A 13858-nucleotide genomic window follows, 5' to 3' on the forward strand; every position below is an offset into this window, starting at 1 on the left:
CGACCCGGTATGCCGGGTGCGAGCCACACGGCATACCGGCTCGTTTTCGTGCGGTGACACACGGGCGCAGACAGGCTGGACCGACGCTCGGCGGGCGGGGTCGGAGAGATAGGCTGGCCGGACACGAGATCCCTGAAGTCAACGCGCAGAAAGAGGCGTAACCGCCGTGCCCGACCAGCCCGCTTCGAACGATCCCCTCACAGCCTTCGGTCCCAACGAATGGCTCGTGGACGAGCTCTTCGAGCAGTACCAGAAGGACAAGAACTCGGTCGACAAGGCGTGGTGGGACTTCTTCGCTGACTACGACCCGACGACCGCCCACGCGGCAACCGGCAACGGCGCGACCACGGGCGACGCCCCCGCGCCTGCTGCGACCACTCCGGCCGCGCCCGCTGTTCCCGCTCCGGCATCTGCACCTGCGGCGGCAGCCGCGGCGCAGCCCGCCCCCGCGAAGGCCGCCCCGGCCACCGCCGCTCCGGCCGCGGCACCCAGGGCCGAAGCCCCCAAGGTCGAGGCACCGTCCGACGCTCCGGTCGAGGCGCCCAAGCCCCGCGACGCCGCCCCCGCCAAGTCCGAGTCGGCCGTCAACGCACCCGAGACCTCGCCGATCCGCGGTGCAAGCGCCCGTGTCGTGACCAACATGGAGGCCTCGCTCACCGTCCCGACGGCCACGAGTGTGCGCGCCGTCCCGGCCAAGCTGCTCGTCGACAACCGGATCGTCATCAACAACCACCTCGCCCGCTCGCGCGGCGGCAAGGTGAGCTTCACCCACCTCATCGGTTTCGCCGTCGTCAAGGCCCTGGGCGTCATGCCCGCCATGAACGCCGGCTTCACCACCGACGAGAAGGGCAAGCCGGTCCTCGTGACGCCGGCCCACGTCAACTTCGGCCTCGCCATCGACCTCGAGAAGCCCGACGGCACACGCCAGCTCCTCGTCCCGTCGATCAAGTCCGCCGAGACGATGGACTTCGGCCACTTCTGGACCGCCTACGAGGAGATGGTCAAGAAGGCCCGCGGCGGCAAGCTCACCGTCGAGGACTTCCAGGGCACGTCGATCTCGCTGACCAACCCCGGCGGCATCGGCACCGTCCACTCCGTCCCGCGCCTCATGGCCGGCCAGGGTGCGATCGTCGGCGTCGGCGCGATGGACTACCCCGCCGAGTGGCAGGGCGCGAGCGACGAGACGCTCAACCGCAACGCCGTCTCCAAGATCCTCACGCTGACGAGCACCTACGACCACCGGATCATCCAGGGCGCCCAGTCCGGCGAGTTCCTGCGCGTGATCCACCAGCTCCTCCTCGGCGAGAACGGCTTCTACGACGAGATCTTCGAGAGCCTGCGCATCCCCTACGAGCCGGTGCGCTGGGTCCAGGACATCTCGGCCTCCCACGACGACGACATCAACAAGGTGTCGCGCGTCCAGGAACTCATCCACGCCTACCGCGTGCGCGGCCACCTCATGGCCGACACCGACCCGCTCGAGTACAAGCAGCGGCGCCACCAGGACCTCGACGTCACGAGCCACGGCCTGACGCTGTGGGACCTCGACCGCTTCTTCGCCACGGGCGGGTTCGGCGGCCAGCCGTTCCTCAAGCTCCGCAAGATCCTCGGCATCCTGCGCGACAGCTACTGCCGCAGCATCGGCGTCGAGTACATGCACATCCAGGACCCCGAGCAGCGCCAGTGGATCCAGTCCAAGATCGAGGTCGGCTACGCCAAGCAGACCCGCGAGGAGCAGCTGCGGATCCTGCGCAAGCTCAACGCCGCCGAGGCGTTCGAGACCTTCCTGCAGACCAAGTTCGTCGGCCAGAAGCGCTTCTCGCTCGAGGGTGGCGAGTCCGTCATCGCGCTGCTCGACCGCGTCCTGTCGCTCGCTGCCGAGGACAACCTCGAAGAGGTCTGCATCGGTATGCCGCACCGCGGGCGCCTCAACGTCCTCGCCAACATCGCGGGCAAGTCCTACGCCCAGATCTTCCGCGAGTTCGAGGGCAAGCAGGACCCCAAGTCGGTCCAGGGCTCGGGTGACGTCAAGTACCACCTCGGCACCGAGGGCACCTTCACCGCCGAGGACGGTGCGACGACCAAGGTCTACCTCGCGGCCAACCCGTCGCACCTCGAAGCCGTGAACCCGGTGCTCGAGGGCATCGTGCGCGCCAAGCAGGACCGCCTCAACCTCGCCGGCGAGGACTTCACCGTCCTGCCCGTCCTCATGCACGGTGACGCGGCCTTCGCCGGCCAGGGAGTCGTCGCCGAGACGCTCAACCTGTCGCAGCTGCGCGGCTATCGCACTGGTGGCACGGTCCACATCGTCGTCAACAACCAGGTCGGCTTCACGACCTCACCGAGCTCCTCGCGGTCCTCGACCTACTCGACCGACGTCGCGCGGATGATCCAGGCGCCGATCTTCCACGTCAACGGTGACGACCCGGAGGCGTGCGTGCGCGTCGCCGAGCTCGCCTACGAGTTCCGCAAGGACTTCGCCAAGGACGTCGTCATCGACATGGTCTGCTACCGCCGCCGCGGTCACAACGAGGGCGACGACCCGTCGATGACCCAGCCCCTGATGTACAACCTCATCGAGGCCAAGCGCAGCGTCCGCAAGCTCTACACCGAGTCCCTCATCGGGCGCGGCGACATCACCGTCGAGGACGCCGAGGCCGCGCTGCGCGACTACCAGCAGCAGCTCGAGCGGGTCTTCGTCGAGACCAAGGAAGCCCTCAAGCAGAACGACGCCGAAGCCGCCAAGGCTGCCGACGACAACTACACCGGAACCGACGTCGAGGGCCACACCGGTCTCGAGCCGCCCACGGCGCAGACGACCGATGCCACGACGCGATCCGCGACCGAGACGGCAATCTCGCCCGAGGAGCTCAAGGCGATCGGCGAGGTCTTCGCCAACCCGCCGCACGGCTTCACGGTGCACCCCAAGCTGCAGCAGATGCTCGACAAGCGCGTCGGCAGCGTCAGTCAGGGCGGGATCGACTGGGCGACCGGCGAGCTCCTCGCCTTCGGTTCGCTCCTCAAGGAGGGCACGCCGGTGCGCCTCGCCGGTCAGGACAGCCGTCGCGGCACGTTCGTGCAGCGTCATGCCGTCCTCATCGACAAGCAGACGGCGCTCGAGTGGACGCCGCTCCTCTACCTGGGCGAGGGACAGGGCCGGTTCTGGGTCTACGACTCGCTGCTCTCCGAGTTCGCGGCCCTGGGCTTCGAGTACGGCTACTCCGTCGAGCGGCCCGACGCCCTCGTGCTCTGGGAGGCCCAGTTCGGTGACTTCCTCAACGGCGCGCAGACGATCATCGACGAGTTCATCAGCTCCTCGGAGCAGAAGTGGGGCCAGCGCTCCTCCGTCGTGCTCCTGCTCCCCCACGGCTACGAGGGTCAGGGCCCCGACCACTCCTCCGCCCGCATCGAGCGCTTCCTGCAGATGTGCGCCGAGGACAACATGACGGTGGCCTACCCGACGACGCCTGCGTCGTACTTCCACCTGCTGCGCCGCCAGGCCTACGCCCGACCGCGCCGACCGCTCATCGTCTTCACGCCGAAGTCGATGCTGCGCCTCAAGGCAGCCTCGAGCATGCCCGAGGACTTCACGACCGGCACGTTCCGCCCGATCCTCCCCGACCGCGAGGGTGCGACGAGCGGCACCGTCGACCGCGTGCTCCTCGCAGCCGGCAAGGCCGTGCACGAGCTCGAAGCCGAGCGGGCCAAGCGGGGCGACACGAGCACCGCGATCCTGCACATGGAGCAGTACTACCCGCTCCCCGGCAAGGAGCTCGCCGACGAGCTCAACAAGTACCCCGACGCCGAGCTCGTCGTGGTGCAGGACGAGCCCGAGAACCAGGGTGCGTGGCCGTTCCTGGCCCTCAACCTGCCCCAGTCGCTCGCCGAGCACGGAGTCCAGCGCCCGATGCGAGTCCTCTCGCGCAAGGCGTCGGCCTCCCCGGCCACGGGTTCCTCCAAGAAGCACCAGGCGGAGCAGGCCGACCTCGTGGCGCAGGCCTTCACCCGCTGACGTTCGACCTCACGGTCAGACGCACAGCACGGCGCGGCCCGGTCCTCACGGACGGGGCCGCGTCTGCGCGTTAGGGTTCCTTGGTGTACTTCACCGACCGAGGGATCGAGGAACTCGAGGCACGCAGAGGCGACGAAGAGGTCACCTTGGCCTGGCTCGCCGAGCAGTTGCGCACCTTTGTGGACCTCAACCCCGATTTCGAGACACCCGTCGAGCGCCTCGCCACCTGGCTGGCTCGGCTCGATGATGAGGACGACTGAACATGACCGACCAGATCCACCACTCGGAGCCCACCGACGAGGGCTCCCACAGCGACATCGAGTTCCGCCCGAGCGCCGACTTCGCGGCTCCCGGTGACGGCCCTCGTGACGTCGCCATCGTCTTCATGGGCGACTCCCTGGTGGCTGGGGTCGGCGACCCCAAGGGGCAGGGATGGGTGACCCGAGTCGTCGGGCGCACGTCCCACCCGGAAGTCGAGTTCACGGCATACAACCTGGGTGTTCGTGGACAGACGAGCGGTGACGTCCTCGCGCGCTGGCACACGGAGTGCCCGCCCCGCTGGAAGTCACGCAGCGAGCGACGCGTCGTCATCTCCTACGGCGCCAACGACATCGCCGCCGGCGTCACGCTGGCGCGCCATCGCCTCAACCTCGCCAACATCCTCGACGAGGCCGCGAGCACCGGCGTCTCCGCATTCGTCGTGAGCAGCCCTCCCACGAGCGACGAAGCCTTCAACGACAAGCTGGCCGTGCTCGTCGAGGCCCAGGCCGACGTGTGTGCCCGACGCTCCGTCCCGTTCGTCGACTGCTTCCGCCCGCTGCTCGGCCACGACCAGTGGCGGTCCGAGCTCGCGGCGAGCCGCGACGGACACCACCCCGGGCAGGCCGGCTATGGCCTCATCGCGTGGCTCGTCCTGCACAACGGCTGGAACGAGTGGCTCCAGATCTGATCCCGGGCCGGTTCAGGCCGTGAAGACGATCTTGCCAGTGACCTGACCGTCGACCATCTTGGCGAAGCCGTCACGAGCGTCGGCGAGCGGGATGACCGAGTCGATCAGCGGCTCGATGCCCTGTGCGACAACGAAGTTCGCCAGCTTCTGGAGTTCGTCACGGCTGCCCATCGTCGAGCCGATGACGCGCAGCTGCTTGAAGAAGATCTTGGTCAGCTCGGCCTTGGCCGGGGCGTCGCCCGAGGTCGCGCCCGAGATGACGATCGTCCCGCCGGGGCGCAGGGCGTTGACCGAGTGCGACCACGTCGCGGCGCCCACCGTCTCCATGACGGCGTCGACGCGCTCCGGAAGTCGCTCACCCGAGGCGAACGCGCGGTCAGCACCGAGGGCAACGGCCTGCTCGCCCTTGGCCGCGTCGCGACTCGTCACCCACACGCGGATGCCGGCAGCGGCCCCGAGCTGGACGAGGGCCGTGGCGACGCCACCGGCCGCTCCCTGGACGAGGACCGTGCCTCCGGGCTGCACCTGTGAGTTCGTGAAGAGCATCCGGTATGCCGTGAGCCAGGCGGTGGGTAGGCAGGCGGCCTGTTCCCAGCTGAGTTCCGCCGGCTTGGGCACGAGGTTGGCGCGCGGGACCGCGACCCTGGTGGCCAGCGTGCCATCGTGCAGCTCGGAGAGCAGGGTGCGGCGTGGGTCGAGGGTCTCGTCACCCTGCCAACCGTCCGAGGGCACAACGGCGTGGATGAGCACCTCGTTGCCGTCGGGGTCCATGCCCGCTGCGTCGCAGCCGAGCACCATCGGCAGCCGATCGGGCGCAAGGCCCACCCCTCGCAACGACCACACGTCGTGGTGGTTGAGGGCGCAGGTCTTGAGATCGACGACGACCCACCCGTCGCGGGCCTGCGGGTCGGGGCGCTCCCCCACCTCGAGGCCCGACAGCGGGTCGGACGCGGACTGGGAGACGGCGTAGGCAGCGAGCATGAGTTCGACCCTACCCATGGCGCTCGCCGGGCAGTGCGACGATGTGGCGATGACCATCGACGCGCTTCTTCACACCGGGCCGGTCGTCCTCGACGGCGGCTTCTCCACGGCACTGGAGGCGCGCGGCCACGACCTGTCCGGACGCCTCTGGTCGGCCCGGCTCCTGCGTCAGGCCCCCTCGGAGGTCGTTGCTGCACATCGAACCTTCGTCGATGCCGGAGCCGAGATCGTCATCAGTGCGTCGTACCAGGCGAGCCATGCGGGATATGTCGCCGCTGGCCTGACCGAGGAGGAGTGCGACGCCGACCTCGATGCCTCGATCGAGCTCGCGCGCCAGGGCGCGGACGGCCGGGCGCTCGTGGCTGCCTCGGTGGGTCCCTATGGCGCACACCTGGCCGACGGTTCCGAGTACACCGGCTACCCGGCCGTGAGCCGAGCGACGTTGCGCGAGTTCCATTCCCGCCGACTGGAGCGCCTCATCGCGGCCGGTCCCGACCTCGTGGCGGTGGAGACCATCCCCGAGGTCGCCGAGGCCGAGGTCGTCGTCGAGCTGCTCACCGAGATCGCCCCCGACCTTCCCTACTGGGTCTCGTTCTCCGCGACCGGGGGTGGGCGTCTCACCGGAGGCGCACCGTTCGCCGAGGCCATCGGCGTGGTCCGAGGAGCAGCCATCGCTGTCGGCGTGAACTGCACTGCGCCCCGCCACATCGACGAGCTCCTCGAGGCCGGCGGTCCGAACGTGCCCTACGTCATCTACCCCAACGCGGGTGCGACCTACGATCCCGGCAGCAAGACCTGGACCGAGGACGGGTCAGCGCACTTCGCGCCCACCACGGTGCAGCGGTGGAACGACCTCGGAGCCCGCTTCATCGGCGGCTGCTGCGGCATCGGCGCGGACGGCATCCGCGAGATCGCGGGCGCCGTCCGCGCCTGAGCACGTCGAGAGCGCTGGGTGCGAGCCTGAACGGGTGTCAGGCGAGCTTGGCCACCGCAGCCGCGACGATGTCCGCGACACCCGGCGCGAACACACTCGGCACGATCTCCTCGGCCGTGGGTTCGGGCACCATTGCTGCGATCGCCTCAGCCGCGGCCAGCTTCATGGCCTCGGTGATCTGGCTGGCACCTGAGTCGAGGGCTCCCCGGAAGATTCCCGGGAAGACCAAGACGTTGTTGATCTGGTTCGGGAAGTCCGAGCGTCCGGTGGCGACCACCGCGGCATGCCGGTGAGCGACGTCCGGGTGCACCTCGGGGTCCGGGTTCGCGAGCGCGAAGATGATCGAGTTCGGCGCCATCCTGGCGACCTCTTCCTCGGGCACCGTGCCCCCCGAGACGCCGACGTAGACATCGGCGTCGACGAGCGCGGTGCCGATCAGCCCCGACAGCCCGCGCGGATTGGTCGAGGCAGCGATGCGGTGCTTGTGCCCCGTGAGGTCCGTGCGCGACGGCGAGATGATGCCGCGCGAGTCGCACACGATGACGTCGCGCACCCCGGCCCGCTGCAGCAGACCGGTCACGGCGACACCAGCGGCCCCCGCACCGGCGACGACGACTCGGAGCTCGGCGAGAGTGCGGCCGACAACCTTGGCCGCGTTGATCAGCCCGGCGAGCACCACGATCGCCGTGCCGTGCTGGTCGTCGTGGAAGACGGGGATGTCGAGGCGTTCCTTGAGCTGGGCCTCGATCTCGAAGCAGCGCGGAGCCGAGATGTCCTCGAGGTTGATGCCACCGTAGGACGGCGCGATGCGGGCGATGGCGTCGACGAGCTCGTCCACGGATCCGGTCTCCATGCACACCGGAACGGCATCGATCCCGCCGAAGTGCTTGAAGAGGATCGCCTTGCCCTCCATCACCGGCATGGCCGCCAGCGGTCCGATGTCACCGAGGCCGAGGACCGCGGTGCCGTCGGTGATGACGGCGACCGTGTTGCGGCGAGCGGTGTAGCGAGCGGAGAGACTCGGGTCCTCGGCAATGGCGCGGCAGACATCGGCAACGCCCGGCGTGTAGAGCAACGACAGGTCATCGCGATCACGCAGCGGCTGCGTCGCGTGTACGCCGAGCTTTCCGCCTTCGTGAGCCCGGAACACCGGACTCTCGAAGTCGAAGCTCGAGTACAACGGGGACGCAGACATGACGGACTCCCAACACAAAGAACTTGCGCAACCGAAGCGGATCGGTGCGACGGGCCGACTCCCGGGTGGGGGACGTCGAAGGGCGGGAGGTGTGCCGCGCCCGGCCATCCTCGCACGCTCTGGGGCAGCACGTCTGCGGCTCGCCACGTGCGCAATGCCACAATCAGCGCGTGTCCCTCCGGTCGATTCCACGCCCACGCATCGTGCGGGTGCGTGGCCGGTCCATGGAACCCACGCTCCACGACGGCGACCTGCTGCTGGTCCTGTGGGGCCGCCTCGTCCGTCCGGGGGCCGTCGCCGTGGTGCGTCTGCCACCGGACACCACGGGGACTCCTCGCCCTCTCTCGATCAAGCGCGTCACCGGGGCCGACCCGGACGCTCCGGACCGCTGGTGGATCGACTCCGACAATCTGCGCGAGGGTGTGACGTCGTTCGACGTGGGCTCCCTCGGCCCGGACGACGTCCTTGCCGTGGCTCTGGCGCGGGTCTGGCCCCGTCCCGGAAGGGTGACCACACGGCATACGCCGTGAACAGGCCCGAAGGGCTCGTTGTAGGTTGGGAAGTGGCCACAACTCAGCCCAACGAAAGGGACGTTCATGCGCCTCCCCGCTCTGTTCAGCATCATCGATGTCAGCGCCCACTGCGACCTGCCCTGCGGCGTCTATGACCCCGCCCAGGCCCGCATCGAGGCGGAGTCGATCAAGGCGATCATCGCCAAGGTCGCCGACAACGACGACCCCGACTTCCGCACGCGCGCCGTGCTCATCAAGGAGCAGCGCTCGCAGCTCGTCAAGGAGCACCTGTGGGTGCTCTGGACCGACTACTTCAAGCCGCCGCACTTCGAGAAGTTCCCGAACCTGCACAGCCTGATCAACGAGGCCACCAAGCTCGCTGGCGCCTCGGGCACCAAGGGTGAGTTCGACGCCGCCAAGGCCGACGAGCTCCTCGCGAAGATCGACGAGATCGACGCGATCTTCAAGGAGACCAAGAAGGCCTGACCCGCGACAGCGAGTCAACGCTCGAAGGCCCCGGCACACCCTGTGCCGGGGCCTTCGACGTGTGCCCGCGACTCATCTGGGCGGGGTCGCGCCCACCGAGCGGATGAGGGCCTCGACAACTTCGGGGTCGTACTCGTAGCCCAACCCGAGATGGATCCGCTCCAGGGCGGCCTCGATCGAGTATGCATCGCCCCTGCCGTGCGAGAAGTCGTCAAAAGCGTTGGAAACCTTGATGATCCGGCTCTCGAGGGGAACCTTCTCGCCCCACTCGCGCACGTGCCGGAAGGGCGTCGTCTGCCGCTCCATGAGGTCGGCCACCCGATCGAGCACCTCCGTGCGTCGCACGATGCGAGCGCCTTCGGATGCGATCCGCCGCTGGTCATCCGGGGCCACGAGCACGGTCGCGCCGTCGGGGATCGGAGACCTCAGGCCGACCTGCCCGAGGTCATGGAGCAGGGCTGCGTACTCGAGGTCCTGGACTGCCGCCGCATGCAGGCCCATGGCTCGACCGATGCTCACCGATCGCCCGGCCACCCGGGACGCATGCCCCGTCGGGGTGTAGCCAGCCACCTCGGTGAGCCGGGACAGTGTCTCGATGGTCTGGCGGTACGTGGCTCTGTTGGCCGTGTGGCGGCGCACCGCGAAGTAGGTCAACACCATCGGCAGGAGGCCGAGGGGCAGGGCGGCCAATCCGATCACCGGTGCGAGGAAGGCCACGAGTGGGCCAGCTGCCAACAACCCCAGAGTGAGCGCCTGGGCCTCTCCCAGCTCCTCCCGAAGGGTGCTCGCCACCGGAAGGGCTCGGCGCTGCGCCCTCACCAGCCCCGTCAGCAAGAGGTCGACGTAGAGGCCCGCAGCAGCAGCTCCCATCATCACCACCGCAACGAGCCACGCCGGCCGCTGCGCGTCCAGTTGCCAGGCCCAGGCCCCGGCACCGTCGAGGGGGACGGCCCGCACCAACGTTGCGGTCACACCGACCCCGATCGTGCGGGTCGCCACGACGTACCACTCGATTCTGCGACGCAGGGCCCAGCGGAGCAGGGATCCAAGGCCGAGCGAGACCGCCACCACGACGGTGACGATCCCTGCTGGGACGTCGAACACCCGATGCCCCTGCACGGCCGCGAGCACGGCCAGGGCGATCGCGGAGGCGGTGGAGACTGGGGCCGCCACCCGCCCCGACGGCATGAGGACACGGAACTGCTCCCCCACGACGATGGCCAGGACGAACGCGGCGAGAACGGCCGTGTGGTTGCTCACCACGTCGGCGAGGCGCGAGGCTTCGGCCGCCAACGACAGCACCACCGTGATCGCACCCAGACCGAGGACGAGGGGTTCTGCCGTTCGGGTCAGGGTGCCTTGGGGTGTCGGCGTGAGCCCGATGACGCGTGGCGGAGGAGTCATCTCGTGGTCACTGCCTCGTCGGCAGAGTCCTCACGCAGACGCACCACCCGCGAGAGCGCCAGGAGCACGCGGTCGGTGCCCGCAATGGGCGCCTGGCGGGGGCTCAGCCTGGCGATCGCCGCGGGTGACGTGAGCGATTCGTCCTCCTGGAGCATGAGGTCGTACTCGTCCGCAACTCGCACGATGTCGGCGGCGATGGACAGGCCCGAGTCGCCGGCGTCCGCCCGCGCCACTTCCTCCATCACCGATGACGCCCCAGCCAGGAAGGGCAGGCTCTGGAGCATCGCCGCGCCCCGAAGGGCCGCACTGTCGGCCTCGTCCGCGCCGACCTGGCCGGGGGCGACGACCACTCGACCGAGATCGTGGAGCAGGCCGGCTGTGCGGACGTCCGCGACCTCCTTGGGTCCGAGTCCGAGGTCCTGGGCCATGAGAGCGGCCAGGTCTGACACGCGTCCACTGTGTCCCTCGAGCGCCGGCGCCCGCGTCTCGATGGCAGTCACCAGAGCCCCGAGGGCGCGCTCACGCGCATCGCGCTCTTCGCCGTACTGCAGCAGCGCCCAGAGAGCTCCGGCCAGCGGCGCCAGAGCCACCAGCACCGCGACCGGGCCCAAGCCGCCGGGAATCCACATGATGGCGACGAGGAACGCGATGATGCCGTAGGCGAACTGCGACGGCCCGGACCCCGTGAGCATGTCGCGTAACTGCAGCGGAATGGGAACGCCCGCAGTGAGCTTGATGACGCCGGCCACGAGGACGGCGTTCACGAAGAGGTTGACGACATCGGCGATGACGATCGGAAGGCCGACATGCCACATGAGCTCCACCGCCCCGTGCAGCTCCACGAGGTTGAACGATCCACCCGCCCACACGTAGGCGAGGCCGCCGACCATCGCCGATGACGAGACCATCGCCATGTTGAAGATCCGTCGGCGCAACGGGATGCGGCGCGTCGTCAGGCCGGTCATGACCAGACCCACGACGCCAGCACCCATCACACCGACGATCGGGATGGCGGCGAGGACCACGACGTTGTCTGCCGTGAAGTGACTGCGCCCGTCGCTACTGGTGGGCAACCAGTAGGTCAGCGAGCCCAGAAGGGCCAGCACCACGAGTCCGGCCCACTCCTGGGGCCAGCCGAACAACTGGTGACAGATGAGCCCCAGCAGCACCCAGAGGACCACGACTCCACTGATGTAGAGCGTGACCTTGTGCTGCCGGGCCCAGGTGTTGGCGCCTCTCGCCACCGCGATGTTCGGGTGCTCGTGCCGCGTGGTCTACCAGGTCCAGCCGGCGTTCTGCGGCGTCCAGGTCCACCCGCTGCTGGCAGGTGCCAGGGCACCAGCGGAAGGTGCCGCCTGCGCACTGGACGCGCCGACGGTGGTGAGGGCTGCAAGCAGAAGTGCAGTGGCGGTGAGACGGATGGCGCGCATGATGAGACCTTTCGCAGGTCCCGACCAGGGAAGTCGGGGCTAGTCGGCCCATCGTCCCATGCATCTTCAGTGTGCGACAATGTAACGGACGCACGAGTGAACTGTGGAGCCCTTGGCACCGTCAGGGCTCTTGGTCGCCGGTCCACCCCCCGAAACTTGAGGAGTCCCCATGAGCAAGCGTGCCCGCAAGCGCCGCTCGCGCAAGGGCAACAAGGCCAACCACGGCCGCAAGCCCAACGCCTGAGCACTGCGCAGCAGACGATCGAAGGGGCGACCACCGCACGGTGGTCGCCCCTTCGTCATGTCTGCGCGCTTGGTCAGCCGTCGAGCTCGATGCGCACCATGGTGATCCGCTGGAGGATCTGGACCCTGAGCTGATCGGGGCACGCCTGCGACCCGCCGGTGCGTCGCACCGCGGCCTTCACGGCGCGGTCGAGGTCGTGCTCGTGGAGGCACGGCCCGCAGGCCTCGAGGTGCTCGGCAACCCTGGCGACGTCAGCGGGCTGCATCTCGCCATCGAGATACTCATAGATCCGGTGGAGAACCTCGGAGCACTCTGCATGGGACTCGGAATGCGACCCCGACGCTGCAGACTCGGTTCCGGCCTGGCCATTGCTGTGCATCTCGTTCACGACGAGACCTCCTTGCCGAAGCCGCGCTCGGCGGCATACTCGGTCAGCATCTCGCGGAGCTGACGGCGACCGCGGTGGAGTCGTGACATCACGGTGCCAATGGGCGTTCCCATGATCTCGGCGATCTCCTTGTAGGCGAATCCCTCGACGTCGGCGAGGTAGACCGCCATCCGGAAGTCCTCGGGCAGGTCCTGCAGGGCCCGCTTGATCTCGGAGTCGGGCAGGTGGTCGAGGGCCTGGGCCTCGGCCGACTTCAGCCCCGAGCTCGTGTGCGACTCGGCGCGCGCGAGCTGGTAGTCCTCGACCTCGGAGGCGTCGGACTGCAGCGGCTCGCGCTGCTTCTTGCGATAGGTGTTGATGTAGGTGTTGGTGAGGATGCGGTACATCCAGGCCCGCAGGTTGGTGCCGGGCTTGTACTGGTGGAACGCGGCGAAGGCCTTCGCGTAGGTCTCCTGCAGCAGGTCCTCGGCGTCCGCGGGGTTGCGCGTCGTGCGCATCGCAGCGGCATACAGCTGGTCGAGCAGCGGAAGGGCCTCGGCTTCGAAGCGGGCCTGCCGCTCGTCCGGGGTCTCGGTGGTGACATCCACCGTGGGTTCGTCAGAGGTTGTCTGTGGTGTGGTCATTGCGCTCCACCCTAGACCCGTCTCTGCGGGTGACGTCGTGTTCAGGACGAGCACGGACCAGACCTCTCCATGACGCGGTGCGCCAGTGATCGGCGCGGGGACATGGGTGTCAACAGGGGGGAGGGAGGCGCCATTCCCCGCGTGTAGCGTTCGGCCATGACCACGCCGACCACATCACCCTTTGTCACCCTCCTCGGGGAGCAGGTCCGCCACGAGTTCACCGCCAGCCAGCAGTACATCGCCATCGCGATCTGGTTCGACGACCTCGACCTCCCCCGCCTCGCCGAGCGCTTCTACGCGCAGAGTGTCGAGGAGCGCAACCACGCCATGATGATGGTCCGCTACATGCTCGATCGCGACTGGGACGTCGAGATCCCCGGTGTCGACGCCGTGCGCAACGCGTTCGACCGTCCCGCCGAGCCGATTGCCCTGGCCCTCGCGCAGGAGAAGGCCGTCACCGAGCAGTGCGAAGCCCTTTTCCGCGCCGCTCGCGCCGAAGGAGATGTCCTCTCCGAGCAGTTCATGCTGTGGTTCCTCAAGGAACAGGTCGAGGAGGTCTCGTCGATGAACACGCTGCTGACGATCACTGAGCGCGCGGGGGACGACTGGTTCCAGGTCGAGGAGCACCTGGCCCGAGAGCCCCAGGCGGAGCCGACCGACAACTCCGCTCCCGAGGCTGCCGGCGGCGCGCTCTGACCTG

At 68.7% G+C, this 13858-nt stretch carries 15 protein-coding genes; 8 read left to right on the forward strand and 7 right to left on the reverse strand.

Annotation, left to right across the window (positions count from 1 at the left end; all coding sequences use genetic code 11):
* Positions 1-166: 166 nt before the first annotated feature.
* The 3 genes from JNB_RS07025 to JNB_RS07030 all read left to right on the forward strand — a co-directional run bounded on the left by JNB_RS07025 (position 167) and on the right by JNB_RS07030 (position 4961).
* Complete coding sequence (locus tag JNB_RS07025; RefSeq protein ID WP_009775736.1) at positions 167-4012, forward strand: multifunctional oxoglutarate decarboxylase/oxoglutarate dehydrogenase thiamine pyrophosphate-binding subunit/dihydrolipoyllysine-residue succinyltransferase subunit; 3846 nt, start codon at positions 167-169, stop codon at positions 4010-4012.
* An 83-nt stretch (positions 4013-4095) separates the two neighbouring features.
* Entirely contained in the window at positions 4096-4272 is a 177-nt protein-coding gene (locus JNB_RS21655; RefSeq protein WP_009775737.1) for a DUF6104 family protein, read from the forward strand.
* Positions 4273-4274: 2 nt separating this feature from the next.
* Entirely contained in the window at positions 4275-4961 is a 687-nt protein-coding gene (locus tag JNB_RS07030; RefSeq protein ID WP_009775738.1) for a GDSL-type esterase/lipase family protein, read from the forward strand.
* 12 nt (positions 4962-4973) lie between these two features.
* Here the strand turns inward: JNB_RS07030 and JNB_RS07035 are convergent, their stop codons facing one another.
* Positions 4974-5942, reverse strand: a complete 969-nt coding sequence (locus tag JNB_RS07035; RefSeq protein WP_040884354.1) for a zinc-binding dehydrogenase — start codon at positions 5940-5942, stop codon at positions 4974-4976.
* Between JNB_RS07035 and mmuM the strand changes: the two genes are divergently transcribed.
* A complete protein-coding gene (mmuM, locus tag JNB_RS07040) occupies positions 5941-6876 on the forward strand; it encodes a homocysteine S-methyltransferase (RefSeq protein WP_237700626.1) in 936 nt (311 codons plus the stop codon). The two genes, JNB_RS07035 and mmuM, sit on opposite strands and share 2 nt — an antisense overlap.
* A gap of 37 nt (positions 6877-6913) precedes the next feature.
* On the opposite strand, the gene JNB_RS07045 is transcribed toward mmuM, so the two are convergent.
* On the reverse strand, positions 6914-8071 hold the full coding sequence (locus JNB_RS07045; protein WP_009775741.1) for an NADP-dependent malic enzyme: 1158 nt from the start codon (positions 8069-8071) through the stop codon (positions 6914-6916).
* A 170-nt stretch (positions 8072-8241) separates the two neighbouring features.
* Between JNB_RS07045 and JNB_RS07050 the strand changes: the two genes are divergently transcribed.
* Positions 8242-8601 carry a S24/S26 family peptidase gene (locus JNB_RS07050; RefSeq protein ID WP_040883641.1) on the forward strand — a complete coding sequence of 120 codons (360 nt, stop codon included), beginning with the start codon at positions 8242-8244 and terminating at the stop codon, positions 8599-8601.
* Positions 8602-8667: 66 nt separating this feature from the next.
* Positions 8668-9069 (forward strand): superoxide dismutase, Ni, encoded by a 402-nt coding sequence (gene sodN / locus JNB_RS07055; RefSeq protein ID WP_009775743.1) that lies wholly within the window; start codon positions 8668-8670, stop codon positions 9067-9069.
* 72 nt (positions 9070-9141) lie between these two features.
* Here sodN and JNB_RS07060 read toward each other — a convergent pair whose 3' ends face one another.
* From JNB_RS07060 to JNB_RS21475, 3 genes are read right to left on the reverse strand one after another with little or no spacing between them, the layout of a single operon-like run.
* Positions 9142-10473: an HD-GYP domain-containing protein gene (locus JNB_RS07060; protein ID WP_009775744.1), complete on the reverse strand. Its 1332-nt coding sequence runs from the start codon at positions 10471-10473 to the stop codon at positions 9142-9144.
* The gene (locus JNB_RS07065) at positions 10470-11717 is read right to left on the reverse strand and encodes an HD-GYP domain-containing protein (protein ID WP_009775745.1); all 1248 of its coding nucleotides are present in this window, start codon (positions 11715-11717) and stop codon (positions 10470-10472) included. Before JNB_RS07065 ends, JNB_RS07060 begins: the two co-directional genes overlap by 4 nt.
* Before the next feature lie 30 nt (positions 11718-11747).
* Complete coding sequence (locus JNB_RS21475) at positions 11748-11903, reverse strand: hypothetical protein (protein ID WP_009775746.1); 156 nt, start codon at positions 11901-11903, stop codon at positions 11748-11750.
* Positions 11904-12072: 169 nt separating this feature from the next.
* Here JNB_RS21475 and JNB_RS22270 point away from each other — a divergent pair, with 169 nt between their 5' ends.
* Positions 12073-12147, forward strand: coding sequence for a 50S ribosomal protein bL37 (locus JNB_RS22270; protein WP_009775747.1), 75 nt, complete (start codon positions 12073-12075; stop codon positions 12145-12147).
* 73 nt (positions 12148-12220) lie between these two features.
* On the opposite strand, the gene rsrA is transcribed toward JNB_RS22270, so the two are convergent.
* Together rsrA and JNB_RS07075 are read right to left on the reverse strand one after the other, a co-directional pair.
* Positions 12221-12526: a mycothiol system anti-sigma-R factor gene (gene rsrA, locus JNB_RS07070; protein WP_148232579.1), complete on the reverse strand. Its 306-nt coding sequence runs from the start codon at positions 12524-12526 to the stop codon at positions 12221-12223.
* 5 nt (positions 12527-12531) lie between these two features.
* A complete protein-coding gene (locus JNB_RS07075; RefSeq protein ID WP_040883642.1) occupies positions 12532-13158 on the reverse strand; it encodes a sigma-70 family RNA polymerase sigma factor in 627 nt (208 codons plus the stop codon).
* Between the two features lie 156 nt (positions 13159-13314).
* Here JNB_RS07075 and JNB_RS07080 point away from each other — a divergent pair, with 156 nt between their 5' ends.
* Positions 13315-13854, forward strand: a complete 540-nt coding sequence (locus tag JNB_RS07080) for a ferritin (protein ID WP_009775750.1) — start codon at positions 13315-13317, stop codon at positions 13852-13854.
* Positions 13855-13858: the final 4 nt, after the last annotated feature.

Origin of the sequence: Janibacter sp. HTCC2649, assembly GCF_000152705.1 — a bacterium.
In the GTDB taxonomy this organism is placed as follows: Bacteria; Actinomycetota; Actinomycetes; order Actinomycetales; family Dermatophilaceae; genus Knoellia.

What these genes read in the sequence shown, in the direction of transcription:
- JNB_RS07035 (WP_040884354.1), bottom strand. Translation starts at nt 5,942, where the DNA reads ATGCTCGCTGCCTACGCCGTCTCCCAGTCCGCGTCCGACCCGCTGTCG.
- rsrA (WP_148232579.1), bottom strand. Translation starts at nt 12,526, where the DNA reads ATGCACAGCAATGGCCAGGCCGGAACCGAGTCTGCAGCGTCGGGGTCG.
- JNB_RS07060 (WP_009775744.1), bottom strand. Translation starts at nt 10,473, where the DNA reads ATGACTCCTCCGCCACGCGTCATCGGGCTCACGCCGACACCCCAAGGC.
- JNB_RS07045 (WP_009775741.1), bottom strand. Translation starts at nt 8,071, where the DNA reads ATGTCTGCGTCCCCGTTGTACTCGAGCTTCGACTTCGAGAGTCCGGTG.
- JNB_RS07075 (WP_040883642.1), bottom strand. Translation starts at nt 13,158, where the DNA reads ATGACCACACCACAGACAACCTCTGACGAACCCACGGTGGATGTCACC.
- mmuM (WP_237700626.1), top strand. Translation starts at nt 5,941, where the DNA reads ATGAGTTCGACCCTACCCATGGCGCTCGCCGGGCAGTGCGACGATGTG.
- JNB_RS21475 (WP_009775746.1), bottom strand. Translation starts at nt 11,903, where the DNA reads ATGCGCGCCATCCGTCTCACCGCCACTGCACTTCTGCTTGCAGCCCTC.
- sodN (WP_009775743.1), top strand. Translation starts at nt 8,668, where the DNA reads ATGCGCCTCCCCGCTCTGTTCAGCATCATCGATGTCAGCGCCCACTGC.
- JNB_RS07030 (WP_009775738.1), top strand. Translation starts at nt 4,275, where the DNA reads ATGACCGACCAGATCCACCACTCGGAGCCCACCGACGAGGGCTCCCAC.
- JNB_RS07080 (WP_009775750.1), top strand. Translation starts at nt 13,315, where the DNA reads ATGACCACGCCGACCACATCACCCTTTGTCACCCTCCTCGGGGAGCAG.